At 68.0% G+C, this 26,345-nt stretch carries 25 protein-coding genes and 3 pseudogenes; 17 read left to right on the top strand and 11 right to left on the bottom strand.

Features of this window, described 5'->3' with window-relative positions; all coding sequences use genetic code 11:
* Positions 1–104 precede the first annotated feature (104 nt).
* The 3 genes from ACGF8B_RS36865 to ACGF8B_RS36855 form a co-directional block, all read right to left on the bottom strand.
* On the bottom strand, positions 105–266 hold the full coding sequence (locus ACGF8B_RS36865) for a hypothetical protein (protein WP_392746763.1): 162 nt from the start codon (positions 264–266) through the stop codon (positions 105–107).
* A gap of 502 nt (positions 267–768) precedes the next feature.
* The gene (locus ACGF8B_RS36860) at positions 769–1,059 is read right to left on the bottom strand and encodes a DUF6355 family natural product biosynthesis protein (protein ID WP_392746761.1); all 291 of its coding nucleotides are present in this window, start codon (positions 1,057–1,059) and stop codon (positions 769–771) included.
* Positions 1,060–1,620: 561 nt separating this feature from the next.
* Positions 1,621–2,844, bottom strand: coding sequence for a hypothetical protein (locus ACGF8B_RS36855; protein WP_392746759.1), 1,224 nt, complete (start codon positions 2,842–2,844; stop codon positions 1,621–1,623).
* 757 nt (positions 2,845–3,601) lie between these two features.
* Between ACGF8B_RS36855 and ACGF8B_RS36850 the strand changes: the two genes are divergently transcribed.
* Positions 3,602–3,913 carry an NIPSNAP family protein gene (locus ACGF8B_RS36850; protein ID WP_392746757.1) on the top strand — a complete coding sequence of 104 codons (312 nt, stop codon included), beginning with the start codon at positions 3,602–3,604 and terminating at the stop codon, positions 3,911–3,913.
* Between the two features lie 171 nt (positions 3,914–4,084).
* On the opposite strand, the gene ACGF8B_RS36845 is transcribed toward ACGF8B_RS36850, so the two are convergent.
* Entirely contained in the window at positions 4,085–4,255 is a 171-nt protein-coding gene (locus ACGF8B_RS36845; protein ID WP_392746756.1) for a hypothetical protein, read from the bottom strand.
* Between the two features lie 182 nt (positions 4,256–4,437).
* On the opposite strand from ACGF8B_RS36845, the gene ACGF8B_RS36840 reads away from it, so the two are divergent.
* Complete coding sequence (locus ACGF8B_RS36840; RefSeq protein ID WP_392746754.1) at positions 4,438–4,806, top strand: VOC family protein; 369 nt, start codon at positions 4,438–4,440, stop codon at positions 4,804–4,806.
* A 47-nt stretch (positions 4,807–4,853) separates the two neighbouring features.
* On the opposite strand, the gene ACGF8B_RS36835 is transcribed toward ACGF8B_RS36840, so the two are convergent.
* Positions 4,854–4,982, bottom strand: coding sequence for a hypothetical protein (locus tag ACGF8B_RS36835; protein ID WP_392746753.1), 129 nt, complete (start codon positions 4,980–4,982; stop codon positions 4,854–4,856).
* Between the two features lie 111 nt (positions 4,983–5,093).
* The gene (locus tag ACGF8B_RS36830; protein WP_392746752.1) at positions 5,094–6,047 is read right to left on the bottom strand and encodes a helix-turn-helix domain-containing protein; all 954 of its coding nucleotides are present in this window, start codon (positions 6,045–6,047) and stop codon (positions 5,094–5,096) included.
* Positions 6,048–6,183: 136 nt separating this feature from the next.
* On the opposite strand from ACGF8B_RS36830, the gene ACGF8B_RS36825 reads away from it, so the two are divergent.
* The 5 genes and pseudogenes from ACGF8B_RS36825 to ACGF8B_RS36805 all read left to right on the top strand — a co-directional run bounded on the left by ACGF8B_RS36825 (position 6,184) and on the right by ACGF8B_RS36805 (position 12,533).
* Positions 6,184–7,419 carry an MFS transporter gene (locus tag ACGF8B_RS36825; protein WP_392746750.1) on the top strand — a complete coding sequence of 412 codons (1,236 nt, stop codon included), beginning with the start codon at positions 6,184–6,186 and terminating at the stop codon, positions 7,417–7,419.
* 136 nt (positions 7,420–7,555) lie between these two features.
* A complete protein-coding gene (locus ACGF8B_RS36820) occupies positions 7,556–8,575 on the top strand; it encodes a zinc-dependent alcohol dehydrogenase family protein (protein WP_392746749.1) in 1,020 nt (339 codons plus the stop codon).
* A gap of 94 nt (positions 8,576–8,669) precedes the next feature.
* Positions 8,670–8,975 (top strand): annotated as a pseudogene (locus ACGF8B_RS36815) (SDR family NAD(P)-dependent oxidoreductase); the annotation flags it as partial.
* Between the two features lie 830 nt (positions 8,976–9,805).
* A complete protein-coding gene (locus ACGF8B_RS36810; protein WP_392746748.1) occupies positions 9,806–11,275 on the top strand; it encodes a hypothetical protein in 1,470 nt (489 codons plus the stop codon).
* Positions 11,276–11,870: 595 nt separating this feature from the next.
* Entirely contained in the window at positions 11,871–12,533 is a 663-nt protein-coding gene (locus ACGF8B_RS36805; protein ID WP_392746746.1) for a DUF4232 domain-containing protein, read from the top strand.
* 111 nt (positions 12,534–12,644) lie between these two features.
* Here ACGF8B_RS36805 and ACGF8B_RS36800 read toward each other — a convergent pair whose 3' ends face one another.
* Both ACGF8B_RS36800 and ACGF8B_RS36795 read right to left on the bottom strand, forming a co-directional pair.
* On the bottom strand, positions 12,645–12,875 hold the full coding sequence (locus ACGF8B_RS36800; protein WP_392746745.1) for a hypothetical protein: 231 nt from the start codon (positions 12,873–12,875) through the stop codon (positions 12,645–12,647).
* Positions 12,876–13,555: 680 nt separating this feature from the next.
* Entirely contained in the window at positions 13,556–14,593 is a 1,038-nt protein-coding gene (locus ACGF8B_RS36795) for a methyltransferase domain-containing protein (RefSeq protein ID WP_392746744.1), read from the bottom strand.
* A gap of 219 nt (positions 14,594–14,812) precedes the next feature.
* Between ACGF8B_RS36795 and uppS the strand changes: the two genes are divergently transcribed.
* The gene (gene uppS / locus ACGF8B_RS36790; RefSeq protein WP_392746742.1) at positions 14,813–15,589 is read left to right on the top strand and encodes a polyprenyl diphosphate synthase; all 777 of its coding nucleotides are present in this window, start codon (positions 14,813–14,815) and stop codon (positions 15,587–15,589) included.
* Positions 15,590–15,812: 223 nt separating this feature from the next.
* A complete protein-coding gene (locus ACGF8B_RS36785; RefSeq protein ID WP_392746741.1) occupies positions 15,813–16,187 on the top strand; it encodes a hypothetical protein in 375 nt (124 codons plus the stop codon).
* Between the two features lie 23 nt (positions 16,188–16,210).
* On the opposite strand, the pseudogene ACGF8B_RS36780 reads toward ACGF8B_RS36785, so the two are convergent.
* Positions 16,211–16,435 (bottom strand): annotated as a pseudogene (locus ACGF8B_RS36780) (ATP-binding protein); the annotation flags it as partial.
* Positions 16,436–16,514: 79 nt separating this feature from the next.
* On the opposite strand from ACGF8B_RS36780, the gene ACGF8B_RS36775 reads away from it, so the two are divergent.
* From ACGF8B_RS36775 to ACGF8B_RS36755, 5 genes are all read left to right on the top strand, one after another.
* On the top strand, positions 16,515–16,622 hold the full coding sequence (locus ACGF8B_RS36775) for a hypothetical protein (RefSeq protein ID WP_392746739.1): 108 nt from the start codon (positions 16,515–16,517) through the stop codon (positions 16,620–16,622).
* A 349-nt stretch (positions 16,623–16,971) separates the two neighbouring features.
* Positions 16,972–17,850, top strand: a complete 879-nt coding sequence (locus tag ACGF8B_RS36770) for an AAA family ATPase (protein WP_392746738.1) — start codon at positions 16,972–16,974, stop codon at positions 17,848–17,850.
* 852 nt (positions 17,851–18,702) lie between these two features.
* On the top strand, positions 18,703–18,924 hold the full coding sequence (locus ACGF8B_RS36765) for a hypothetical protein (protein ID WP_392746736.1): 222 nt from the start codon (positions 18,703–18,705) through the stop codon (positions 18,922–18,924).
* A 136-nt stretch (positions 18,925–19,060) separates the two neighbouring features.
* The gene (locus ACGF8B_RS36760; protein WP_392746735.1) at positions 19,061–20,227 is read left to right on the top strand and encodes an ATP-binding protein; all 1,167 of its coding nucleotides are present in this window, start codon (positions 19,061–19,063) and stop codon (positions 20,225–20,227) included.
* 506 nt (positions 20,228–20,733) lie between these two features.
* Entirely contained in the window at positions 20,734–21,084 is a 351-nt protein-coding gene (locus tag ACGF8B_RS36755; RefSeq protein WP_392746733.1) for a hypothetical protein, read from the top strand.
* A 120-nt stretch (positions 21,085–21,204) separates the two neighbouring features.
* Here ACGF8B_RS36755 and ACGF8B_RS36750 read toward each other — a convergent pair whose 3' ends face one another.
* Positions 21,205–21,828, bottom strand: coding sequence for a hypothetical protein (locus tag ACGF8B_RS36750; protein ID WP_392746731.1), 624 nt, complete (start codon positions 21,826–21,828; stop codon positions 21,205–21,207).
* A gap of 433 nt (positions 21,829–22,261) precedes the next feature.
* Here ACGF8B_RS36750 and ACGF8B_RS36745 point away from each other — a divergent pair, with 433 nt between their 5' ends.
* From ACGF8B_RS36745 to ACGF8B_RS36735, 3 genes are all read left to right on the top strand, one after another.
* Positions 22,262–23,236, top strand: coding sequence for a hypothetical protein (locus tag ACGF8B_RS36745; protein ID WP_392746730.1), 975 nt, complete (start codon positions 22,262–22,264; stop codon positions 23,234–23,236).
* A 21-nt stretch (positions 23,237–23,257) separates the two neighbouring features.
* Positions 23,258–23,662: a hypothetical protein gene (locus ACGF8B_RS36740; RefSeq protein ID WP_392746728.1), complete on the top strand. Its 405-nt coding sequence runs from the start codon at positions 23,258–23,260 to the stop codon at positions 23,660–23,662.
* A gap of 502 nt (positions 23,663–24,164) precedes the next feature.
* Positions 24,165–24,728, top strand: a complete 564-nt coding sequence (locus ACGF8B_RS36735) for a hypothetical protein (protein WP_392746726.1) — start codon at positions 24,165–24,167, stop codon at positions 24,726–24,728.
* Positions 24,729–24,793: 65 nt separating this feature from the next.
* Here the strand turns inward: ACGF8B_RS36735 and ACGF8B_RS36730 are convergent.
* A pseudogene (locus tag ACGF8B_RS36730) lies at positions 24,794–25,913 on the bottom strand (transposase); the annotation flags it as partial.
* Positions 25,914–26,345 lie beyond the last annotated feature (432 nt).

Raw genomic sequence — 26,345 nt, 5'->3', positions numbered from 1 at the left:
GTGGAGCATCCGCGGATCATCGTGGCTCAGAACCGGATTGCGTCACACGAACGGGTGACAGTCCGTCTCAAACAATCTGGTCGATGCAGCCCAGCATGGGTGGGTCAGTGGCACAGCATCTGCTGGGCCAGGGCCAGCGTGACCTTGATGTCGTCGCTCCACGAGCAGACCTCCAGCCACGACAGATAGCCCGCCTCGGCAAAGACCAGGACTTCGCCGGGGCAATCGCCGTTCCCCGTGTAGATCTGTGCTTCTGCTGCTACCACCGTGCTCGACCCGGAGGGCGCTGGCCGGACCGATGCCGTGTCGAGCTCGAAGTAGGCGGTGCCACATCCACAGGTACAGCGCCCTCGAACGCGGAGGTGGGGTATTTGATCGCGGAGCGCCAGGTGGACGGGATCGTCGCTGCTGAGAAGGACGTCGAGAACGTCAGCCACGTCAGCGGGAAGGGCCTCTGCCATGCCAGCACCGTATCTGACCCGACCTGCCCTGCCGGACCAGATCAATTGAGACGCCAAGCGAATCGAACCAGGTCATTTGAGACCGGGACCAGGCCCACCGAGACGGGACACTTCTGCTCATCGCAGTTGGCGGGTCCTGTTCACGGGAGCTGGCGGATCCGGGACCCGAACGGGGCTCTCCACAGCTGTCCTGTCGCAGCGCAATTGGCGGGAGCCACGAGGCTGACCTGCCCTGTTGCCATGCCGTTTGAGAATCTCGGGCTCTCCGTTCCCAACCGACATGGCAGTCGCGGAAAAGGCTCCGTCCTCAGCAGAGCTTGCCGGTGTACCAAGCGTTGCGGATCTGCGAAGTGGTACCGAGTTGAGTAATGCCGGGGCGGACACAGTGCGTGGTGTCCCACTCATTGATCCGGTCGATCTTGATCTGGATGGTGGAACCGTCAGTGGTGCAGTGGTTGTAGAAGGCCAGGTGTTTCTTGGTGAAATACCCACAAGGATCCGCTGCAGGGGCTGCCGCAACCGCGGGCGCAGCCATCGGAGCGGCAATACCCAGCAGAAGCGTGGTCAGGGCGAGAGGAAGCAGTCGTCGTGTGCTCACGAGGAGAAAGTGCCCATATAGCGAAAAACGCTAACCAAAGGCCCCGACTTGGCCGAATCGCGGCTGGTCGTGAGGAATCCCGCCGCACGTTTTCCCTCGCCGCTCCGTACGCGGTCGTCCAGAGCTGGCAGGGCCACCTCGCCTCCGTTCCGGCGGTCGACGCGTTCGTCGCCTCCGGTTACGACGCCCGCGAGTTCATCGACATGGCGGAGCTCCGCGGGCGGCGTCGGTGCCCGCACAGCAGCCGTACGCGGTCCGCTTCTCCGCCCCCGGCCGCGAAGGTCCTCGACAACCTGCCCGAGCACGTCGAAGACATGGTCTGGGACGTCCTGGACGCCGCCGGCGGCCCGTGGGGCTTTCGGCAGTGGAACGGCGGAGGACCCCGAGGGCGAGGACGTCCGCCACGTCTCCGTCGGCCGACTGTCCCCCACCTACTGAGGTACAGGTCCCTGCGCCGACTGTCCGTCCTCACCATCACCTGGCTCGGATAGCCACCCGGTGACAACGACCTGCCCCGGCATCGCAACTGCCGGGGTCGCGGCCCATTCCACTCGCTCGCGCTCAGTCCTCAGTGCGGGTGCACAGGTGGCCCGCCGGACACGCCTCGCACCCCTTCTCGTCGACAGCGCCGGACTCCAGCGCCGCGGCGAGCAGCTTCTTGGCGTGCGCAGTGCCATTCACTCCCTCGTGCTGGCCGAACTTCTTGGGGTCGGGCTCCTGCAACTGGGACCGGCACATTCGCAGATACATCACGGCCCCGGCAATCTCAGCGGGCAGATCCTCCCAGATGCCATCCGGGATACACGTCTTCGCGGTGACCGCGTCTGGGTCTCCCTGGAACCGCCAGAGCCCTCCGGGTTCCCCGGGTTTCTGGGCAACCACGCGGATGACGGCGATGTCGTGGTCGTTGTCCGTGTCCAGGAGCAGCATTCCCGCCGCATGCAGGTTGTGGAGCGACTCGCGAAGGTCACCATCCTGAAAACCGAACCTCGCCGCAGCCTCTGCGAGGGGTAGGAGCGTGCCCTTCTCGCCGTCCCCGAAGACCGGCAGCCGGCCGGTGTCGATCAGATCATCCAGATACAGGGCTGCCTTCGGCACCTTGTTGCCGTACAGAGGGCCGAGCCGAACCAACCGTTTCATCAAGGCGAGGGCCTCATCGCTGACCCGCGGATCGTCGATCCGGTCAGGGTTCATGCCAGCGGTCACCCGAATCCACTCCTCGTAACCCTCACCAGGCGGCTGGAGCTCCTGGAGGGTGTACTGACGTGGCACACGTGGCCGACGCGCCTTGCCCGGCTTCTTCCTACCCATCACGACTCCTCGTCTGATGCCTGTACGCGGATGCATCAACACAACGGTCAGGAGCACGTCGAGGTGCTGCGCCATCCGGCTGTGCTCCATGCGGTCCTCACCGGCGGCCGCAGGGGCGGTCAGCACCGAGCTGGACCTCGCGCAGGAACTCACGGCAGTCCGGCAGGCCCTCCACCCGCCGGCCTTCCTCCGCCGACGCCCGCCGGCCTTCCTCAGCCGACCACCTGAAGCCGCACAGCGAGGCAGGCAGGTCCGTGAAGTCGTCTCCGGTGGCGTGGGAACGTAGCCCGGAACGTTCCATGTGACCGTCGTCCCGCCGTCGTAGGGGGCGCCCTCCGACCATTCGTAGACGTCCTCGGTAGTGGTGCAGCGCAGCCGGAGGTCGGGGCCCTCCCAGCGGGTGCCCCGCCGAGCCCTGGCTCCGGCGTCGACGGCGTCGGCCAGGCGCTCGAAGGACAGGTCATAGTCGTCCATGTGCTCCCAACTGCCCGGCTCCTGCTTACGGACCAGCGAGCGGAACTCCAGCAGCAAGCGTCCCAAGGGGAGCGCCGCTGTCATCCGGCAGCTCGACGACCTCGCGGGCGGCATCGTCACCCCGGTGACCGTGAGGCGTGGACTGATGGCCCGCAGCCGGGCGAGCTCGGGTGGCAGCAGGACCGGGTTGCGGTCGAAGGCCCTCGCTGCGGAGCAGCCGGTCACGGGTGCGGGCCTGCACACGGCGTCCCCTGCGGTTCGCGGAGAACGTTCCGTTCACCGCCGGGCACGCGGTGGATGCGATGGACTGGAGGAACGCGGACTGGCCGGTGGCTCACGCGGCCGTGATCGCCTGGCACGCGGTGAAGGCGGGGGAGCCGCTCACGGTCCTGTCGCTGGAGCCCGACCTGTACGCGGGTACCGGCATTGCCGGAGTAGAGGACGGCGATTCGCTGCATCGTCGGGCCAGGCAGACGCTTCGGTTCCATCAGCATGACGATGTTGCCGAACGGGTCGGGGTGATTCAGCACAATGGGGGTGAGGGCGAAGTCCACCGCGGTCTGGACGGGTGGCATCAGTTCGCCGCCGGGCCGCGGTACAGGCGGCCTCCAGCCCGGGGCGATCGGTACCTGACCGCTGGGGGGCGGCCTCGCACCGGATGCCTCACCTGACCCCGGTGGTTCGGGCTGCGGGCCGCAGGAGCGCCGGGCCGGTAGGCCATGGCCGCTGCCTGCTGGCACCCGGCATGATTGCGGACATGATCACTGTTCATCTGAAGTACGAGATCGACGCCGACAAGCTTGAGGATTTCGAAGAATACGGCCGCCGCTGGGTCCGGCTCGTCAACCGTTTCGGCGGGACTCACCACGGCTACTTCCTGCCGAGTGAGGGCGACAGCGACATCGCCTACGCCCTCTTCTCGTTTCCCAGCCTGGCCGCATACGAGCAGTATCGCGCGGACAGCATGTCCGACCCGGAGTGCCAGGAGGCGTTCCAGTTGGCTCGTGACACCCGCTGCATCAGGCGGTACGAGCGCCGCTTCCTCCGGCCACTCGATGGCCCGGCCTAAGGGCTGTCCCGCCAGGAATTGCGGGACAGCCCTTAGGCCGCAGGCGTACACCGAACGCCGGCTTGAGTGCGCGACCCGAGTCCTGCTCCACCGCCTCACCTACCACGTCGACGACCAGGTCCTCGCCCTCGGCCCCTGCCCCGACCTCGACCCCGAAGACGAACACCGACTTCAGTGGTGGGAGGAACTGACCACCGAGCTCCGCCACTGGTAACCGCACTTCCAGCAGACGCCTGCCGGGCCGGACGTACTCGGCGACGACAGCGTCGAGCCGATGTCGCGGCGGATGTACGAGGCACTCGCGCCCGTGGTCGACCAGATCCAGAAGAACGCCCCGCTCACCAGAGAAGCTCCGCCATCTCGAAGTGGCTGGTCAGCGGGGTGGCGTGACCTCGTTTCGGGGGCTCGTGCTGGTTGTGGTCGGCAGTCTGTGTTGTAGATCGTCCGGTGGGGTGGTTCTGCCGATGAGTTCGCCGTCCTCGAACGGTCTACCCAGCGACACGACCGTTCTCGACAGGAGTGCCATGTCCACCATCCAGCCAGTGATCGTGACTGCCGACCAGGATGTCCTGCTCGGCTTCTATACGAAATTGTTCGGCGCTGAGGAGATCTTCCGGGTACCGACGGAAGGCCCGGCCTTCTACCTCGGCTTGCGCATCGGCGACACCGACCTCGGGCTGGTGGCCAAGGCGGACCCGGGGACCGGGGCGGCACCGCGGATCCTGCTCAGCATCGGTGTCGACGACGTCGACGAGACGCTCGGCCGGGTGGCGGCGCTGGGCGGCTCGGTCCGCAGCGGCCCCAACGACATGCCGTGGGGACAGCGCGTCGCCCACATCCAGGACCCCGACGGCAACCCGGTGAACCTCACTCAGCCGATCCCGGCCCTGTGACGCTGTTCCGGGGGCATGCACTGCTCGCGGGCTACCTGCGGTAGAGATCAACTGACGGTAGTGGCCTCGATGTTCGTCAGGACGAGCAGTGCGCGAAACAGGTGGGTGACGCGGGCGGGTTCAGTACGGAGCTTGGTGAGGATCCGCCAGTTCGTCCGTACCGGGAGGTCACCCACCGGCCGGGCCTGGTGGGGGAGCCGGGATCGTGACGGCTCTGGCACCCTGCCCCGGCTCCAGCGCGGCGAGCCCTGGTACGAGGTCGGCGTCGACGAACCGGGCCGACGCCGTTACTGAGGTGAGGCGCTGGTGTCGCCTGCCCTGTTCCGGTGGACCGTGGGGGTGGCGGGGGAAGGTTGTGCCTGGGGGCCGGCGGGTGTGGCTGCCAGGCTGGCAAGGACTTTGAGCCGGTCTTCGTCGGGGGAGCCCGGTTGGGCGGTGTAGATGGTCAGGGAGTGCGCCTCTCGGGTGGACAGGGGCAGGTCCAGCGGCTGGTAGGTGAGTTCCAGTGGGCCGGCGTCGGGATGGTTGAAGGATTTGACGCCGCCGTGGTGGATGCGGACGTCGTGGGCGGCCCAGCGGGTGCGGAACTCGGTGCTCAGGGTGGACAGCTCTCCGATGAGTTCCCGCAGTGCCTTGTCGTTCGGGTAGCGGCCGGCCTCGGCGCGCAGCAAGGCAGCGGTGATGGTGACGGCCTGGTCCCAGTTGGCTACGAAGTCCTGCGCGCCCGGGTCGAGGAAGTAGTAGCGGGCGAAGTTGGGACGGCCGCGGTCGTCGGCGGTGTCGCTGTCGAACATGGGTGACAGGACTGCACGGGCGAGTGCGTTGGTGGCGACGATGTCGAGGCGTCCGTTGGTGACGAAGGCCGCGGACAGGGTCATGGAGTCGAGCAGCCATTGCACGCGGGGCGGGAGGTCGACGGCCTTGCGGCGCCGGGGTGCGCGGTCGGCCGGCTGGGCGGCGCGGGCGAGGTCGAAAAGGTAGGTGCGTTCGTCGTCGTCGAGGTGGAGTGCGCGGGCGACCGCGTCGAGGACGTCTTCGGACACCCCGTTGATGTGGCCCTTTTCCAGGCGGGTGTACCACTCGGTGCTGACGCCGGCGAGAACGGCGACTTCCTCCCGCCGCAGGCCGGGAACGCGGCGCCGGCCGCTGGTGGGCAGCCCGGCCTGCTCCGGTGTGATCCTGGCGCGTCGGCCGGCGAGGAAATCCCGGATGTCGGAGCGGTTGTCGGGTCGCTTGTCCATGCCTTTCACGGTAGGCGTGTTCCGCCGGGAAGGGAGGTGGAGCTTGTACCCCCTATAACTGCGACCTTCCTGACCTGCGTGAATACCGGTTCTCTGGGATGGACAACCCGCAGTGAACACCTCTTGGAGCCCCACCATGCAAGGAGCGACCCTCCACGCCCCCGTCGACGAACACGTTGAGGAACGACCACCTGCCTCCCGCCGGCTTCCCGTCGTGGTCTACGTACTGGCCTTGGGGACGTTCCTGATGGGCACGACCGAGTTCGTCGTGGCGGGTCTGTTGCCGGAGATCGCGGGCGACCTGCAGGTGGGCGTGGCCCGTGCCGGCCTGGCGATCACCGTGTTCGCGGTCGGGATGATCATCGGAGCGCCGCTGATGTCGATGCTGACGCTGCGGCTGCCCGCCCGGTGGACGCTGGTGCTGGCCCTGGGCGTCTTCGCCGCAGGACACGTGATCGCCGCCGTCGGTGACGGCTTCGGGCTGCTGCTCACCGCCCGGTTCCTGACCGCGCTGGCGACCGGGGCGTTCTGGGCGGTGGCGAACGTCGTGGCCACCAGGGCGGCCGGCCCGGCCGCGAGCTCGCGCGCCGTGGGCGTGGTCGGTTCCGGAGCCATGCTCGCCAACGTCGTCGGAGTGCCGCTCGGCGCGTTCGCCGGACAGCTGATGGGCTGGCGCGGACCGTTCTGGATACTGGCCGTCCTGGCCGTGGCCGCGATGGCGCTGATCGCGCGCTCGGTCCCGAACGAGCCCCGCGGCGGACAGACGGTGTCGATCCGGTCGGAACTCTCCGCGCTGCGCTCGGGCCGGCTCTGGCTGGTCCTTGCCGCCTGCGCCACCACAAGCGCCGGCGTGCTCGGTACGTACACCTACATCGCGCCGCTGCTGACCGACCGGGCGGGAATCGCTCCGGGTCTCGTGCCGCTCGTCCTCGTCGGATTCGGTGCCGGCGCTCTGGCGGGCTTCCTCGTCGGCGGCCGCGCCGGCGACGTCCGCCCGTACGCGACCACCATCATCGCCGCGGCGTCGACCACCGTGGCCCTGCTGGCGCTCGGTCTGCTCTCGGGCTTCGCCGTCCCGACGGTGGTGCTGGTCGCCCTGCTCGGGCTGGTCGGATTCCTCGGCACTCCGGTCCTGATCGCCCTCGGCGTCCGCTTCGCGGGCAAGGCCCCCACCTTGGGCTCGGCCCTGACCGTGTCGGCATTCAACCTCGGTACCGCGGTCGGCTCCTGGATCGCCGGGCAGGCCCTCGACTCGCCCTTCCAGGCCGCCGGGCCGGCCATGGTCGGTGCCGCCATGGCCGCTCTGGCACTCATCCCCACGATCACCATCGCGCTCATCCAGGGGCGTCGCAGCCGCCCCGCCCTCGGCTAGGGCACCGGCTGCGAGACCGCAGGACGGCACCACAACGCCATACCGGAATATCTCCACTTATTCCGCAGGAAATTATGACTTCCTGATCACACACAGACACCCGAGGCGTCGGGAACACGGAACAAGGAGAACCACCATGCGTGGAGTAGTCATGCACACCGCCCGAGACGTACGGGTCGAGGAGCGAGAGAACCCGAAGATCATCGAACCCACCGACGCGATCGTAAAGGTGACCGCGGCCTGCGTCTGCGGATCCGACCTGTGGCCGTACCGCGGGGTCGAGCCCGTCGACCACACGCCCATGGGCCACGAATACGTCGGCGTGGTCACCGAGATCGGCGAACACGTGAAGAACACCGCGGTCGGTGACTTCGTCGTCGGCTCGTTCTTCGCCTCGGACAACACCTGCGAGATCTGCCGGGCCGGCTACCAGTCGCGGTGCGCCCATGCCGAGTACGTCGGCGCGGGCGGGGCGCAGGCGGAGTACCTGCGGGTGCCGCTGGCCGACGGCACTCTCGTCGCCACCCCCGGAATGCCGGACGACGACCTGATCCCCTCCCTGCTGGCCGCCTCCGATGTACTGGGAACGGGCTGGTTCGGCGCCGTGGCCGCCGAGGCCGGGCCTGGCAAGACCGTGGCCGTGGTCGGCGACGGAGCCGTGGGCCTGCTCGCCGTCCTGGCCGCGAAGCATCTGGGCGCGGAACGGATCATCGCGATGTCGCGGCACGCGTCGCGGCAGAAGCTCGCCCGCGAGTTCGGCGCGACCGACATCGTCGCCGAGCGCGGCGACGAGGGCGTGGCCAGGATCAAGGAGCTCACCGGCGGATACGGCGCCCACAGCGTGATCGAGGCCGTCGGCACCCAGGAATCGATGATGCAGGCCATCCGCTCCACCCGCCCCGGCGGACACGTGGGATACGTGGGTGTGGCCCACGGGGTGGAGATCCCGGGCGAGGAGCTGTTCTTCGCCGAGGTGCACCTGCACGGCGGTCCCGCCCCGGTGCGCCGGTTCCTGCCCGAGCTGATCCAGCTCATCTGGGACCGCACGATCGACCCGGGCAAGGTCTTCGACCTCACCCTCCCACTCGATCGGGCCGCCGAGGGATTCAAGGCGATGGACGAGCGCCGCGCCATCAAGACCCTGCTGAAGCCCTGACCCCCACTCGCCCCCTTCCAGCCGCCCTCTCCCGGGGCCCCGAACCCCCGGGCAGGTCGCGGAACCTCATTTTGATTTCGACAGCAGAACCCTCATGAACCCCACCTACGACTTCTCCGGACAGGCGGCCCTGGTCACCGGCGCCGCCTCCGGCATGGGCCTGGCCGCCGCCCGCGCCTTCGCCGGCTCCGGCGCCGCCGTGGTCCTGGCCGACCGCGACCACGACGCCGTCCACGAGGCTGCCGAAGAGATCACCGGCAGCGGCGGGCGGGCGATCGGTGTCGTCTGCGACGTCACCGACGAACAGCAGGCGGAAGCGGCAGTGCGGGCCGCAGTAACGGAGTTCGGTCGCCTGGACATGGCGTTCGACAACGCCGGCATCCAGGTGCCGCCGACCGACGACCGTGAAGCGGGACGGGCGGGAGCCTTCCGGGTTCGCCGCCGTCCTCGCCGAGCTGATGGCCGACCGGGCCTGGGAGCTCCCGGCCGCCGGCGGCAGTGTCCCGGACCGCACCGGAAGCCCCGGCCGCCGCGCCGGACGCTCCGCAGGCACCGGTGAAGACCCGCGAGATGGGATCGCCCGGCTTCCACCAGGCGCTCGCCGCGCATCAGACCGTGACTCCCGCACAGCCGCTGGACCCGGGAATCACTCGGGCAATGGAGCGGCAGACCAGGGCGATGCGCAAGCTGTCCCGCCGTGCGTTCCCCGAGTCCGACGTTGCTGCGGACGATGAGCCGGCCCCGATCGAGCAGGCCCGCACCCAGCGCCGCCACCAAGCCGCGGCGGCCGAGGCCGCCGCACTGCGCCGGGCCCGCGCCGGGGGTGCTGGTGCCGGTCCCCTGCTCGACCTCGTACTGGGTGAGGCCGGTCAGCTCGGTGCGGAACTCGCTGACGGCGCCGGGCGGCTGGGAGCTGGCCCAGCAGGTCGCTTCGACGTGTACGACGTTGACGAGGCGCTCGGTCCAGGTGCTGTCCATGGCGGGAAGCCGGGCTGCCCCGACCTGGCGTCAACCGTTCGGTGGAGTCCGAGCGCAGTTGGGACGCCGGACCCGAATGACACGTCGTCAGGCCCGACCTTTTCTAAGTTACCGTAAGTGCACGTATGATCACAATGAGTGATTAATGGTGGAGTGGCCTGCCCCACCGGCGGAGGGCCGCCTCACCCCGAGCCAGCACGTCGGGAGATATCAGTGACCAGTCATCGGGCTCCACAACACCCCCTCACCGGAGTGGAGACAGAGCGAAGCAGAGCTCGCGCCGTCATCGGTGCTCGTGAGCAGTGGCGGCGGGCAGGAGCCGTGGCGGGACTGTGCGCGGCACTGGCCGGCACCGCGCTGACACCCGCGACCGCCGCACCGGCCGCCGCCGGGCCGGCCACCCCGGCAACGGTACGAGGAACCGACCCGTCGTCCACCTTCGGCTTCACCGGGGCCCCGCAGACCTTCACCGTCCCCGCGAACGCGGTCGTCACCATCACCGCGGACGGTGCCGGCGGTGCCGACAACACCGGCACTCCCTGCGGCTTCACCGGGTCCGGGGGGACGGGAGCACGCGTCGTCACCACGCTGCCGGTGACCACCGTCCCGACGACCTACACCGTCAACGTCGGCGGCACCGGCAGCGCGGGTTGCAACGGGAGCGGCACCGGTGGCTACAACGGCGGCGCGCCGGGCGGCACTTCGAGCAACCCCACGGGGCAGTTCCGCAGAGGTCCCGGAGGAGGCGGGGCGTCCAGCGTCAGCACCGGCTCCAGCCTCCTCGTCGTCGCCGGCGGCGGTGGTGCAGGCGGCGGCGCCCCGTTCGCCGGCACCATCGCGGGCGGCAACGGGGGCAGCGGCGGCACACCGGACGCCACCGCCGGCACCGCCGGAGCGTTCGACAGCGGTGGTTCGCCGGGATCCGGCGGGCAAGGCGGCAGCACCACCACCATGACCGGCGGCATCGGCGGTACGCCGGCCACCCCCACCGGAGGCTGTACGCCCGCCGCGGGCAACCCGGGAGGCAGCTTCACCGGCACCACGGTGGGCACCGGCGGTACCGGCGGCAACAACACCGGTGGCAACTGCGTGGCCGCCGGGGCCGGCGGCGGCGGTGGCGGCGGGTACTACGCAGGCGGCGGAGGCGGCGCCGCCACCCCCGGCTCCAGCGGCCTCGGCCGTGCGGGTGGTGGAGGTGGCGGCGGAGGAAGCAGCCTCGCCACCGCGACGGGCACCGGGACGAGCTACACGGCCTCGGCGATCGGGACGGCGAACAAGAGCGGTCAGGTGATCATCTCCTACACGGTGGTCACTCCCTCCTTGACCATCGCCAAGACCCACACCGGGAAGTTCGTCCAGGGCGAGCAGGGGACCTACGCCATCACGGTCGGCAACAGCGGGCCGGGCGTCACCGACGGCAGCACGGTCACCGTGCACGACAGCCTGCCGCCGGGACTCGCCGCCCGCAGCATCAGCGGCGCCGGATGGAACTGCACCCGGAGCACCCTCACGTGCACTCGCAGCGATGTCCTGGTGGCAGGCGGCAGCTACCCGGCCATCACCCTCAAGGTCAAGATCTCCTGTGACTGCGACTCGCACCACAAGGCCACCAACACCGCCACCGTCACCGGAGGCGGCGACACCGCAACTCACACCGCCACCGACCCCACCGTCATCAAGCGCAACGGGCACTGTCACCACGGCGGGCACGACCGCAGCTAGCCGGCCTCCACCCCGGCGGCTGTCGAGGACGCCGGTCGGTGTCAGGAACGTCCCTCTCCCATCGCGGGCCTGACCCGACCGCCCGGAGCCGTGCCGGCCGCCGGGCGCGGCCTCCCGAACCCGGCCGACCGGGACTCCCCGGCCAAGTCTTGGTCGGGGAGCCTCTTCGATCAGGCGGTGTGGGGCCTTTCACATGGGGCGCCTGAGGATCAGGAGCACGCGCCAACGCCCTCGCCGGGGATGTCGAGGACGGCCAGGAACACGAGGACGTCGCCGCAATGCGCGCCGAGCTGGAACGCGTGCAGCGCGATCTGGTGGGCGAGCGGCACGGGCGGGAGCCGACGGAGACGGGCATCTGGGGGCGCGGCTGGCGGAGTGTGGCGCGCGCATCAAGGCTTCTGCAGCGGGTGCCGGCCGCTCTGGTGTCCGCCCTGGAACGGGTCGATCCGACCGGGCCGGCCGTGCCCGCGCAGGGTGGACCGTGAGGCCGATGTGCCTGTGACAGAACGAAGACGTCGCGGGGGGCGGCCTGTGACTCGGTGCGAGATACAAATACTTCCGACCGCACGCACCGCGTAATTCCTGGGGGATCACCGTGAAGTACACCCGCATCACCGCTCTCGCCGCCGTCGGTATCGCCGCCACCCTCTCGCTCACCGCCTGCAGCGGGGACGGCTCCGGGACGGACTCGTCCTCCAAGGGCGCCTCGTCCTCCTCGTCCTCGAACGACGGCTCGAAGGCGGAGGGCGGCGCCGGCTCCGGCGGCTCGGAGGCCGGCACCGCGGAGACGGGCTCCGGTGAGGACACCAAGGCAGAGGCAGCCGCGAACGCCGTGACGAAGACCGGCGGCAAGGTCACGTTCTGCAAGACGCGGGACCTCGCCATCGACGCCATGGACGCCGCACCTGACGAGGAGTCCGGCAGGATCGACATCACCATGATCAACCGGGGTTCGACCACCTGCTCGGCAACCGGCTTCGCGGGCGTCGACATCAAGGACGCCGACAACACCTCGAACCCCATCGAACGCGGCCACGCCCAGCCGCGTATCACCACCCTGAAGCCCGGCGACGCCGCTGTCTTCAACCTCTCCTACGACATCGACAACACCGGCAACAGCCTCTCGTCCCCGACCAACATCCTGGTGACGCCCCCCAACGAGACCCACACCGTCACCCTGAACTGGCCCGAAGGCGCCGGAGACATCAAGGGCGCCTACACCGACGTCGAGGTCTACCCCACACACACGACCGAGTAGACACGGTGCGCACGGCCTCCCCCGGCGGCCACGGCCTTGGTCACCCAGCGGGTGGCCGGCCCGACATCTCGCCCCTGTCCGGCGGCCGGCGAGGAGCCCGTGACCATCGGGTCAGAACATCCCGAATGCCCTGACCCCGGTTACTGCAAGGCAGCCGACACCCAGGACCCCGAAGATCCCTCGCATGACGTCCGGGGAGAACCTTGGATCGACCCCGCCACCAGGTGAGCGCTGGACCATCAGGTCATACACGCGCAGCCCGAAATTTCGATAGTCGAGCGCGACAGCCGTCGCGCCGGCACCCACGACGCCTCCCCAGACCAAGCTCAGCCAGTCACCCACGGATCGTGCCTCCTCAAGCAGATTGCTCGGATGGAGCGTCTCAGACGCGGAGCCGGGGTCTGATACTGGTGGGCTCTCGTATTCAACTGCCGCCGGTTCCCCGCGCCATCACGCTCTTGGAGCGGCGCTTGGCCCGAGGGGGGCGAAGAACGCCTCGTCGGTGTCCGAGTCCAGCGATGGCCTCACGGGCGAGCGCACCGAGGACCAGGAGCACGGCGGCCCGCTCGCCGCTCAGCACGGCCGACGCCCGGCACATGACGGCCGGGCTGCGCACCGCGATGGACGACGTCCCGCGCTCCGTCGCAGTCCTCGCCGCCCGGGCACGCCGACCAGGTTGCTGGGGGCAGCAGTGTGGTGTCCGTGGTGCAGCGCAGCATTTGCATGGGCCAGGCGGCACACGGGTGCTGCACGGGTAGCAGGCCAGCCCCGGCCCAGGCAGCACGGCCAGCTGCTGCACGCTGCTCGGGACGCGCTGCCCGCGGCCGGAGGATCCTGCTGTGCGGCCTTCGGCACGAGGGCGGGCTTGCCTTGGCGCTGCGTAACATCGCAGGTCCGCGATGTTCCTCGCGGGGCCGTGGCTGCCGCTCCCGTCTACGAGCACCGGCAGAGACGTGTCAGTGCGGCCAAGCCAGGGCGAGAATGGCCAGTCCGCAGCGGAGGCGGCCGACTGGCATCCACAACTACAAGGTGGCGTCCGCAACGACGACGTACAGCGTCACCGTCGCGAAGAAAGGCCCCGTGGCGAGATGGTCGAGCCACCCCTTCGATGCCTCATCGGATAGGTAGCCCGCAGCCACGGCGCGCTCGGTGTTGCGCTGAAGGCCAAGGACCTGGTCCGCAGCCAGAACATCACGAAAGACCGAGGTGACCGGGACAACGGTCGGTACCGCGAACCCCGCATCCAACGCGAGCCGGGCCAGTTGACGACCGATGACACCGTTGCGTACGACCTTGTCCGTCACGTGGCGGGTGTAAGCACGCGGGACCTCGATGTCGGGGTAGTCGATGGTCAACGAATCCCAGTCGGGTTCACCCATGACAAGTCTGCCGCCTGGACGCAGTACACGCCGGGCCTCGGCAAGCACCTGGGCCGGGTCCGCAGCGTGCTGGAGCACGCGGTCGGTCCGGGCACGGTCGATGCTGCCGTCCTCAAGGGGAAGCGTATGGATATCGCCCAGCCGTACCTCGACCGCGGGCAGATCTCCCGTACGCCCGCATGCTTGCTCGACCATCTCCTGGCTGGAGTCGATCCCGATCACCCTCCCGGACGGAGTGACCGCCTTGGCAAGGGCACCGAGATCTGTGCCCGGTCCGCAACCCAGATCGAGTGCGGTTTCACCGGGCCGGGCATTCAATGCGTCGAGCATGACCCCCTTATAGGAACGAGCCAGGTCCGTCGCGGCCAGTCGGTCGAGGTAGCTGAGCTCATCAGGAACCGCGCTCTCGAATACGCGCCCGGAAAGGCGGGCCATGGAGTGCGCCTCGCGTTCTAGCAACTCTCGCCCAGCGGGCGTGAGACAGACCGGGCGTTGACGGCCCTTCCCCTCCAGGGGTTTCACCAGCTGCTTAGCCTCCAGGCGGGCCAAGGCTCCATAGAGGCTCCCAGGCCCCAGACGATGCCCGGAGACCTGCTCGATGGCCGCGTTGATGGCATACCCGTGCAGCGGACCATCGGTCAGTGCGCACAGCACAAGCATCTGGGCGTCGTTGGTGCGCATGGCTTCTCCAGCTGTGGTCGGCCTCCGGGATGCATTCCCATGATGCTACACATCACGTAGTACGCGCCGCGTAGTATTCCGTAGCGGTGAAGGACGGACGCCGGCGACTGCGGCTGCGCAAGTCCCCGGCCCTTCCGGACCGGGAACTTGCAACAAGGCGACCTCTGCTGCGCGTCAAGACCCCATCTCTGCCCAGGGCACCACGCGAAAGGCCTCACAATGCGCACCGCCGATCTCTTCTACGCCTTGTACGCCCGTCGGCTGCGCCGGCAGACCGCAGCGGGCCCGCTGCCCGAGCACATCGGCCTGATCATGGACGGAAACCGCAGATGGGCCCGCCAGATGGGCATGGCCAACCCGAGCATCGGCCATCGGTACGGTGCCGAACACGTGGAGAACGTGCTGTCCTGGTGCGAGACGGCCGGCATCAAGCACGTGACGGTCTTCGTCTGCTCCACAGAGAACCTGCAGCGCCGCGGCGACAGCGAGGTGTCCTTTCTCATGCAGGTGATCGAGCAGGTGGTGGCAACCCATCTCGCTCGCCCTGACGCCCGCTGGCAAGTGCGCCTCGCAGGAACCCTCGACGCCCTGCCTGACTCCACAGCCCACGCTCTCAAGGAAGCGGTGGAGGCGACCCGCAGCTGCACCACCGGATCGCGAGTGACCCTCGCCATCGGCTACGGCGGAAGGCAGGAAGTCATCGATGCCATGCGCGAACTGCTACACGAACAGGCAGCAGCCGGAACCACCCTCGAAGACCTCGCAACACGCCTGACGATGGACGACATCACCCGCCACCTCTACACGGCAGGACAACCTGACCCGGACCTCGTCATCCGCACCAGCGGAGAACAGCGCATGTCGAACTTCCTCCTGTGGCAGAGCGCCTACTCGGAGCTGTACTTTTGCGAGGCCTACTGGCCGGCCTTCCGGGAGATCGACTTTCTGCGCGCCTTGCGCAGTTATTCGGACCGGCAGCGTCGCTATGGTGCATGAGTACGCACACAGCCTCCCCGGAGCCGGCCCGAGGTCCGACGACCACCTGCTGTTGTCGCCCGGGGTGAGCAAGCTCGTAAGTCCGGCGGTCATCTGCTGTCGGCGTACGGACTTTTCTCCCCAGTTGCGTACGGACGAACGTCCCCAGCTCTGTCCGCGGGCAGCGGCAGCACGGCAGAGGATCTCGGTTGAGATCGATGCCCCAACCGGGGACACTCGCGCGATGAGCCACAGCACATCGTCTGAACCGATCGAGCGAGGGTGGGACGAGCCCTGGTATCGGGTCCGCATGGAGGGCTTCCAGGCGTCGTTCCTGCCCAGCGACGGAGAGGACTTGGACGAGGTCTGCAACGTCGATGTCTTCGTGACTCTGAGGGACGGATCTCGTTGGACCGCGACCGTGTTCACCGTCGTGGAAGTCGAGCGTCTGATGAAACTCTGGGCAGGGACCGATGAGGCCCTCGGGGGCCGGTACTTCTGGGTCTCGGACGGCCTGATCGTCAGGGATCCCGGCATCGACAACATGACCGACGTGATCGCCGGACTGATCGAGAACGGTGAGTTCTCCGAGATCTTTCAGCGGGTGACCAGCAATTGATCCAGTGATCGGCCGCCGGGTGGTCAGGCCACGTCGTTGTGCCGTTCGATGGCCTTGAGGCGGTAGCTGGGGCCGTTGATGGAGATCACTTCGCAGTGGTGGAGGAGTCGGTCGAGGATGGCGGTGGCGAGGACCTCGTCGCCGAAGACCTGGCCCCATTCGCTGAAGGTCTTGTTCGAGGTCAGGATGATCGAGCCCTTCTCGTAGCGCTTCGAGATGACCTGGAAGACCAGGTTCGCCTCGGCTCGTTTGGCACGGGCCCGCACCACCTGCAAGGGGGAGGGCCGGGTCATACACGAACAACACACCCACAAGGTCCGCATTCCCGTGGGCATCGGGCAGGGCCGGAAGCTCCGTATCCGCGAACTCGGCGGCCCCGGCGAGCATGGCGGTGCCCCCAGGGACATGTACGTGACCGTGCACGTCGCCGACTGATCTGCCGCGCGGTATTTGGCCGGGGCCGGTCATGCGCACAGAGTGCCGGGCCGGGCGGCGTTGCTGATGGAGACACGGCCGTACCCCGGGCCAGAGCGCTGAGCCGGGGTACAGAGGGCCGGGTTGAAAAGCTGATCACCGGTGGTGACGCAGGCCCAGCCGGTGGACACCGTACCGGGCGGCCGCGGCCGCGGCCGGCGTTGGGGAGGGCCCAGTCCTTGGGGAGGTTGAACAGCCGCTCGCGGACCCGCGAACCGATCGCCACCGCCACCGCTGTCCCCGCCCCGTCGCCCAGCCTCCACGGTCAACGATCATGGTGGACCGCCGCCGCACCCGGCAGGATGGGCCCGTGCCGAAGAACCCCCCGGAATCGATGCAGCACCACCTGCGCCAGCGTCTGAACCGTCACGCCCGCGCACGCTGGCCCGACGTGGACGCCATCACGGTCCGCTTCCGCACAGGATTCGCCTACGTTGCAGCCGAGTTGCCCGGCGAAACGAGCCTGCCGCTGTGCCGCCTGCGCTTCACGGGTGTGCTGCATACCTGGGGCTTCGCTCTCCATACGGCCAGCAACGACAGCTACCAGGACAACATCCTGCCCAGCGGACTGTCGGCCGGATCCCCGGAAGAAGCCCTCGACTGCGCAGGCGACCTCTACCTCAACACTCTCGCGCCCGCCATCCGGGTGCCGGCAGGACTCGTCGTCCTCGTCGGCCCACCAGCCTCGGGCAAGACCAGCTTCGTCCAGGCACTGATCGCGCGCCGGCAGATCGACGCGGAAGCCGTGGTGTCCAGCGACGAGATCCGCGCGGAACTTTTCGGCACCTCACCCGCACGAGCGGAATCCGACGCGGCGGATGCACGGATCTTCGAGGAACGTGACCGCAGGATCGTCGCCAGGCTCGCCCACGGCCAGACAGCAGTCGCCGAGTCGACGAACGTCACGCCTCAGGCACGCGCACGACTCATCGCCATCGCCAGGCGCTTCGACGCCCCGGTGACCATGCTTCGATTCAACCCGGACGTCACCGACCTCCTTCAGCAGTACACCGAGCGAGGCCGCACGGACCTCACCGCCGCGGACGTCCGTGCCTACGCCGCCATCATGACCCGCAACGCCGGTGCCGACCAGCTCCGCTCCGAGGGCGCAACCACCGTCCACGATGTCCCCGGACGATGCCAAGCACCCACGCCCGCCGAAGCCGCCGCGCGCTTCTCCTTCACCTGACACATCCGACGCGTCCAGACCTTCCTACCGACACCCCTCCACGAACTTCCGCGGAGCAGCACTGGCATCCTGAGACTGTCTGGCCCTGCACCGGTGGATTCTGGTCCACCCAGGCGGGGTCGGCATCGACACCGGCACGCATACGGCGCTGCACCCGGCAGGGAGTGGAGCGGCGTACATTCAGGCGACGCGGAGCCTCTTGCGCCGTGCGAGGGCAAGCCGCTCACGGTACTTCTCGACGGCTTTGTGGTCAGGGTGGGTGGGGAAGGGTCACAGGCCCGCGCTCTTCGCGCCCACTGGTCGGTGCACCCTCGGCCCCTAAGGGCCTCCGATGCGCCGATGGGATCCACAGGTGATCGGGCGGCTGCGAGCGCTGAGTGGCAGTGGTGAACAGAGTGGCTTAGGGCAGTGGGACTGATCGTGGCACACGTGACGGGTGCTCGGCTGACTGCAGCCGCGTTGTGGCGCGCTTTCGCAGGTTGAGGACGGGGGGACGCAAGAGGGTTTTTACCGATGGGTATGACGAACGACGGGGAAGGCCCTGCCCGACGTACCGGCCCTCACCTTGCACGGTTGCATTCAGCACCCGAGGTGTCCGTGGCGCTGTGTCCGGGACGGCCTGTCCTACCTGTTAGAGAGGGCGAGGCCTTGATATGTGTCTTGACCTGCGAAAACAACTGATTCCAGGAGGTTCTGACGATCCGGCAGCCAGTTCTCAGCATCGTGCACCCAGTTCTTGAGGTCGGGGCAGGCGGATTTCAGGATCGTGATGCCCATGTCCTGAGGACCGTGAATGCTGCTGTAGGACCTGAGTAGATTGACGTCACGTACATCAGTAAGTGCCGTGGCCAGGTGCTCCGACTGCAGCGATGGATCGACGTCAGGTCGATCGACACGCCCTGGAAGCGGGGCGCGCTCGCGCAGTCGCCGGAGCAGGTGGACGAGATCGGTGCTTCGGCCCGGCAGGTGCGGCTGAACAAGATCCCGCCGAAGTCGAAACTGGGGCCTCGGAGGTCGCTGGTAGGGGTGCCGTTCACACCCTCGTTGGGGCCGCAGCCGCACTCCGGGGCATGATTCGCGACCTCTGGTCGACTGCCTCTGGACATTCGCTCACGCGCCCGCCCACGGCATCAGTGAAGTGTCTATGACCTGGTGTTTTCCCGGTAATCGCCTAGCCTGGAAGGTTCTGCTGGACACTACCGGAGGGGACATGGTGAGCAAGGAAGACACCAGGTACGACGCCAGCCACATCCAGGTGTTGGAGGGGTGGGAAGCGGTTCGGAAGCGGCCCGGGATGTACATCGGCTCGACACGTGAACACGGCCTGCGTCAGATGGTGTTCGAGCTCGCGGACCGGGCGGTGAGCGAGGTTCTGGCTGGCCGTGCCTCCTCCGTCGACATCACTCTGACGCCCGACGGAGGCGTGTGTGTCGCCGACGACGGGCCGGGCGTTCCCATCGACGAATCGGAGGGCGCTGGCGGTCCCGGGCTCGAAGCCCTGCTCACCCGAATGCAGACCGGGGCGGGTGCTGGAGGCCGCCACGATGTAACGCTCGTCTTCTGCGGCGTGGGGCCCGCTGTCGTCAATGCCCTGTCGCGCCGGATGACGGCCGAGGTGCGGCGCGAGGGAGTCCGATGGGTCCAGGAGTACGCGCGAGGCGTGGCCGCCACCCCGCTCACCGAGGCGGGGACGGCGACCGGAAGCGGGACCACCATTACCTTCTGGCCCGACACCGACATCTTCGAAGCCACGGAGTTCTCGTTCGACGGACTGGAGGAGCGCTTCAGGGAACTGGCCTTCCTGAACCGGGGCCTGGAAATCTCGCTGACCGACCGGCGCCGCCCGGATGAGTCCCGTTCGGTGCGGCTCCGCTTCCCGGGCGGGACACGGGACTTCGTCGACTTCCTCGACGGTCGTACGGTGGAGTCCGCCTCCATGGACACCATCGCCTTCGAGCGAGACGAGCCGCGTATGGCAGGGGCGATGGAGGTGGCCTTCCGCTGGTGTGGCTGCCATGAGGAGCGGGTGCGGAGCTTCGCCAACAACCTGCCCACCGTCGACGGCACACATGTGGTGGGCCTCCGCGACGGGATGACGGCCGCGGTCACCGCGTACGCGCGGGAGCAAGGGCTGCTGACAGCTACACACCCCGGCTTTGGCGCCGATCAGATCAGCGAGGGCCTGACGGCGGTTGTGTCGGTGAAGCTGGACCGTCCCGAGTTTCAGGGCTCCACTCGCGGAGTGCTGGGCAACTCCGAAGTGCACGACTGTGTCAGGCAGGCCGTCCAGGACCATCTCGGCAGGTGGCTGCGGGAAGACCCGGAGCGGGCCGCAGCCGTCATCGACCGGATAGTCCAGGGGGTCCGCCGGGACTGACCGGCAACGAACCGCCCTGCTGGTCCCGTTCCCGGGACCAGCAGGGCGTCGGCAACGTGCGGACGCTCAGTCAGGCTTCAGAAACGGCCCTACAACCGCGCGTGCGAAGTTGGGACCGTTCTCACAAATGTTCACAGATGAGAGACCGTCATCAAGAGTGCGACGAGCTACCGGAATTTTGCCTCGCGAGGCGCACTCACATGTTGCGGCGCCTCACGACGACCGCGGCGAGTCGTATGAGTGGAGCTGGTGAAGACCGCGCAGGTCAGGGGCCCGACGGTTGTCGCCGGTCGACGGGAAGCAGCGGATCGCGTGCCGGGCGGGACCGTCCCACTCCCGCCCGGCACACGGAACGTACTGGCGGGGAGAAGGCTGGTGAGGGCCTGCTGAACCGCTCGTGGGCAGGGGAGACTGCGAGTACATGCCGGCGGACGGAGGGGGCGGTGTCCGTGGCCGCGGCCGGCAGCACGGATTCGGCGCTCAGGCGGGCCGGGGTTGCGCGGAATATGACGCTGGAGGAGGCAGCCGACGCCTTGAACGCGATCACCGGGGGTGCGACGGACACGAGTCTGATGAGCGCCTGGGAGTCCGGCCGACGCCGCACAGGCAAGCGGAACCGGGCAGGTCTGTGCCAGCTGCACCGGGAACGGCCCGAGGTGCTGTTCGCCCACCAGGACGGAGCGGCCACCAGCGTGCTGGAGACCTCCGGCACAGCCGTGGTGGCCAAGGTCCTCACCCGCTGGACCGACCTGGTCGAGGCGATGGTCAGCGTTGCCGCCGGTGCCCGTGAGCAGTTGGTCGTCACCGGCAGCCGGTCGCGGGAGAAGGCGTATCCGGCGGCGACGGTGCCCGGATAGCCCCCGTCAGCGATTGTCCCTGCGCGCGGGACGGGCCGTCGCCACAGGTCGCCTCGTGACCCTGAAAGCCCCGCCATCTCTCCGAGTCGAGAGCAGGGCTGGGCCCCGGAAGTTCCGAGATCACTCTTGGTATTCGATGATGTTGTCCGGACCCACTCGGATTCCGTAGCCGCCGTCAGGGTCGAGCTGTGTATTCAAGACGTGGAGCGTGACACAGTCCACGCCGAGCGTTCCCCGAGGACGGTCCAGGATGACCTTGTCCTTGAAGTGGAAGTACATCAACGAATCCGGCTCACCGCAATGGTGGAAGCTGACGCCAAGGCGGGGACTGACATACGGAATCACCGGTTCGTTATCGAAGCAGATCGTATAGCGGGGATCCGAATCACTGATTACTCTGACGTCCCAACCAGGCGATTTCGGAGTGGTAGTGATGTGAGCCGGGATGCCTTCGTGGAGGCCGGGAATGCCAGGCGGATTGAGGAAGTCGTCGACGACGACGATCTTGTTGTCCGGGGTCCGCACCGAAAGATCCAGGCCATCATTGATGTCCTTGAGCTGCACCCATTTGAGACCGCCTGAGTGATGTTTACCCATGCACCCCGCTCTGTAATATGCCTGAACCGCAGCCTCGAAAGCCATGCGCTGATTTGCACAGTCTCCTCCCGGTTCTCCGCTGAGGCACTTCTGCAAGGTTCCGTCCAGTTCGTCAATCCTCTTCGAAAGCTCATTGCAGTCAGGCATGTTCCCTCCACCGCTCCAAGTATTCGGACATCCGATTTCACGGTATGGCGTATGTCTTCTGCTCGCACGCCGTAAATTCTGTCCGCACCCCCTGGACGTCCTTGCTATCGGCGTCACCCGCCACTTTGATCGTCGATTTCGGCCTATGTTGAACGCAGCCTGGTCCGGGGCTGTTTCCAGGCCGGCTGATCACGCAGCCCGGGAACCTTCCCTCCCAGAGCCTTCCCGTTCCATGGACGCCACCCGGGACATCCGGCGCAGCCACCGGGCCACCGCACATGCCCCAAACGATCCCGGTCCGGGCAGGGCGCACATTCGGATGAGCCGGAAGGACAGACCGTCACCCGGCCCGCCCCTGGCGCGTAGATCCGGCATGACACTCGACACCAGCAGGCGCCGACGGTACGGACTCAGGCAAATTACCGAGCCCACGTTGTGCGCTGAGCCGCTGCGTTGCGTTGGAGAGCATCTGGACGAGGTGGACGGGCAGGGCCCGACGGAGTGCCTGGTGGAGGTGGGCGGGGACGTCGAAGTGCTGCCGGATCCAGGTCTCGGGCAGGAGCTGCGGAATGTGCTGCCAGGCGAGGTGGGACGTGCGCGGGGCGGTGTCGTACAGCAGCAACCGGCGGAAGGGCGACAAGGACCCGGGGAACTGACGACCGTCGCTGCCTGCCCGGCCCTGCTGGAATGGTCGAACCCCTACGACCACCTGCGCGAAGTGACACGCGACGACGTCCTCACCTACATCAAGACGCTGCACGGCCACCAGCGGCACGACCAACTCGTTCGCCTACGCTCGCTGTTCACCTGGGCCAAGCGGAACGGGCTGATCTTCCGCAACCCCACCAGCCGGATCAAGGTCGGGCAGTACGAGTACGCCGTGCTGCAACCGCTCATCCCCGAGCAGGTCGACCGCTCCGTTGCGGCGGCCACCACCCCGGCGACCCGGCTTATCCTCGCCCTCGCAGCGGGCCACGCCGCCCGGGTCGCCCAGATCGCCAACCTCATGCTCGACGACGCCGACCTCGGCAACCGCCGGCTGACCATCGCCGGACGCGCCCACCCGCTCGACGATCTCACCTTGCAGCTGCTGCTGGACTGGCTGGAGCACCGGCGTCGCCGGTGGCCGACCACCGCGAACCTCCACCTGCTGATCAACAACCAGACCGCCAACACGACGAGCCGGGCCAGCAATCACTGGATCAGCGCTCCGATGCGGGGACAGGAAGCGACCCTGGAGAGAACCCGCGTCGACCGGCAGCTCGAAGAGGCCATGGGCAGAGGCCCTGACCCGCTCCACCTCGCCGAGATCTTCGGGCTCGACGAGAAGACCGCGATGCGCTACGCGGACTCCGCACGGGCGTTGCTGGAGCAGGCCGCCGAACAAATGCCCGAGAGCCGACAGTGACCTTCTGTCATTCTGCTTGCCATGTCCGCACGAAATCGAAGACTGCCCCGGCACCGTGCCTGGCCACTGACCACCACCGACATCCACGAGTGTCTCGGCCCCTGCATGACCCGAGTCACGGACCTGGCATTCCTCACCGGGCATGACAGCGGGACCATCGTCCTGGGAGCAAGGTGGGTTGCCCCGAACCCCCGCAACTACGGCCGCGGCATCCACCCGGACATGGTCGGCTTCCGCATTGACGTCCACCCGGTCGATGCCACTGATCGTGCTGCCACCCGCGCCGTACTGCGAGCGCATGCCCTCCCGCAACTCCACGAATGGATCACACAGGCGATTGCTGCCGACGAGACCTGGCAATTGACTGACCACCAGCACTACTGGCGGCTGACCGACGGCCACCTCATACACCGCGACGAAGCGTGAGACCGATTCCGCACGACACTCCCACCCCCACATCGGCGAGGTCACACGCGCGGGTTCACAACCAACCCAAGGGCCGCACCTGAGAATCAGGACACTGGACCCTCGGGTTCGCAACGAGAGCCCTTCAGCTCTCCTGAACTCACGGGCCTCCACGGCCTCGGGAACATCGGTACAGCGGTTGGCGCTGAGAATGATCTCGGTTGGGGCGTGAGCGTGCTGACCCGGTTCTCGTACTCGCGGCGGGCCTTGCGCTGGGCCGGGACTGCGGGGGGTGCGGGACCCGGACCGGACCGAGGCGGAGCCACGCTGACCGCCGGCCGGTCAGCCGGGCATCGTCAGCGGTCACAACGGTCTGGTGAATCCGGCGCGGTGCGGCACCTCTCCAATAGGGGGCCAGTGAAATCTCGGGCAGACAGCCCCGGCCCCGGGAACCGGCAGCGCCGCGTCCGCTGTCAGGAGAAGCTGATAGCCCATGTACGGGGCGGGCGGCAGGGGATGAAAAATGGGCTACTGGGCGAAGGACCAAGCTACGGAATACCTGGACCGCCGGGAGCTGGACATCGCGTCCCGTCGCGTGTCCGTCGACGGAGCGTTGTCGGACATGCAACTGCCCGACGTGCTCATCGCGGTCACGCTTGCGCCGTTCATCACCTCGGTAGCGACCGTTCTGGGAACCGGCTTGGGCGAGCGGATCGAAGAGGTCGCCGTGCGCATTCTGCGACATGTGCCACGGCCCGCCATCCTCACCCGCTCCATGAGCTTTCTTGGTGCGCAGGTAGAAGCCGGCGACATCAGCACGGAGGAGGAAGTAGCCGACCTGGTCGAGTCCTCTCTTACCGTCACCGCCGAAGGGGGAACGAGGATCCAGCTCTCCACCCACACCCCAGTAGAGGCCCTGGCACTACTCCCTGCCATCGACTTCACCGACATACACGGGCTTGGCGATGTCCCCACAACCGTCCGGTGGATTTCTGACAGTTGGCACGCCGTCAGCATCAAGGACGGACAGATCACTGACGTCGCATGGAACCCCGCAACTCGGCAGTGGGTCACCAGCTGGTTCTAGGAGACGTGCCGTTCTTCTTGCCGTTACGCATGGCAGGTCCCTTCCACGCGCACCAGTCCGCGCCGACGAGGGGCACGGTGCGGGCGGGCTCGGCGGCCGGTCGGCCTGCGCAGCCTTGGCCTGGTGGGCCTCGCGGGCGTGTTCGGTGCGCTGGGACTTCTTCAGCTGGGTCGGCCACTTGCCGACCGGGATGTTCGAGCCGATCAGCTCCAGCAGCACCGGCAGCAGTTCGGCGTCCGGTTGCGGCATCAGCCCGGCCGCTGCGGCCTTCGCGAGCAGAGCACTGGCCCGCGCGTCCCCGAAGGCCGGCATCTGCCCGGCCCGGGGCATGCCTGTTCCAGGGCAGTGGGTGCCAGTCGTGACTGATCGGGTCCTGGAAGACCACCCGACGCCGATCCCGCGGATCGCGGCGGATGAGCCACTTGCCCTTGTGCTTGCCGCCCCGCGCCGACAGCTCGCCGCGGTAGTCACGCAAGACCTCGATGTCGTCATACCAAAGTCCGCGGATCTTCACCCCGCGCCGCTTGTCGATGCGGACGTGGTGAGCGGGCAGCAGCTCGTAGAACAGCTCCGGAGAGGGGATGTCCATCGAGAAGCCGGTCTGCGCGAACGACGCCGCGAACAGCGAGTTCGGACTGTGCGGGCCGTCCGGATCCCAGGCGGGGGCGTACTCGCCCAGCTTGCGCTTTTGCCGGACGGAGACGATCCAGGTCGCGATCAGGTGCTCGAACTGGTCGGCCGTCAGCACCGCGTCCGCGGCCGGGTCGGCCCTGCGGTCGGCGACGCCGGTGTAGCCGACTCGGTGCTCGAACAGCAGTTGCCTGATCACGCCGAAGGCCCGCTCGACGGCGGCCTTGTCGGCCGCAGCACCCGCGCGGGCAGGACCTGGCAGCCGAGCATCCGCTCGACCTCGACCAGGTGGTGGCTGCGATAGACCGATCCGTGGTCGGCGGTCACCGTCTCCGGGGCGAAGAACGGCAGGCCGGCCACCGCGTGCCCGGCGAACTCGGCCACCATCGCGGCGGGCTGGCCGGGGTAGGGCCATTCCAGGTCCTCGCCCCAGTCCGTCCGCATCGGCAGCGGCATCGTCACGTCCCGCAGCGCCATCGCGATGTTGACGGAGGTGTCGGAGACCAGCGTCAGCCGGAAGGCGACCAGCGAGTGCGTGCAGACGTCCAGGGCCAAGTTGTGGAGGTAGTTGAGAGCTGACCGTTGACCGGTGGTCAGAGTCTTCTGGGCCTGTGTCGGTGGGCTGGTGCCGTCATTCTCCGCCGGGCCCACCCGCCGACTGTGACCGTGAGCTCTGGCATGATGGGCGTCATGACGCAGACCCGAAAGGCCGATGGCGCGTAGGCCGCCCGGCGCCATCCGCGCTCAGCGGTGGCCAGCCCGAAGCATGACCCGTCCCGTCCGCCAGATTCCAGGCATTCCCCGCCGAACTCGGGCGGCCATCAACCAGATCGAAGCCTGGCACCTTTGGCCCGGTGCTGTTGCTGAGGCCCTGCACCGATACGAGAGTTTCCTCCAGAGGCCCGGCCGATACCTGTATTTGCCTTGGGACGACTGCCCCTGCTGCGACCCGACGGACGCCCGGGACACCCTCGAAGACGCCCTCCG

The organism is Streptomyces sp. NPDC047917, assembly GCF_043204345.1.
GTDB lineage: Bacteria > Actinomycetota > Actinomycetes > Streptomycetales > Streptomycetaceae > Streptomyces > Streptomyces sanglieri.
This window is presented reverse-complemented; position numbering and strand designations above follow the sequence as displayed.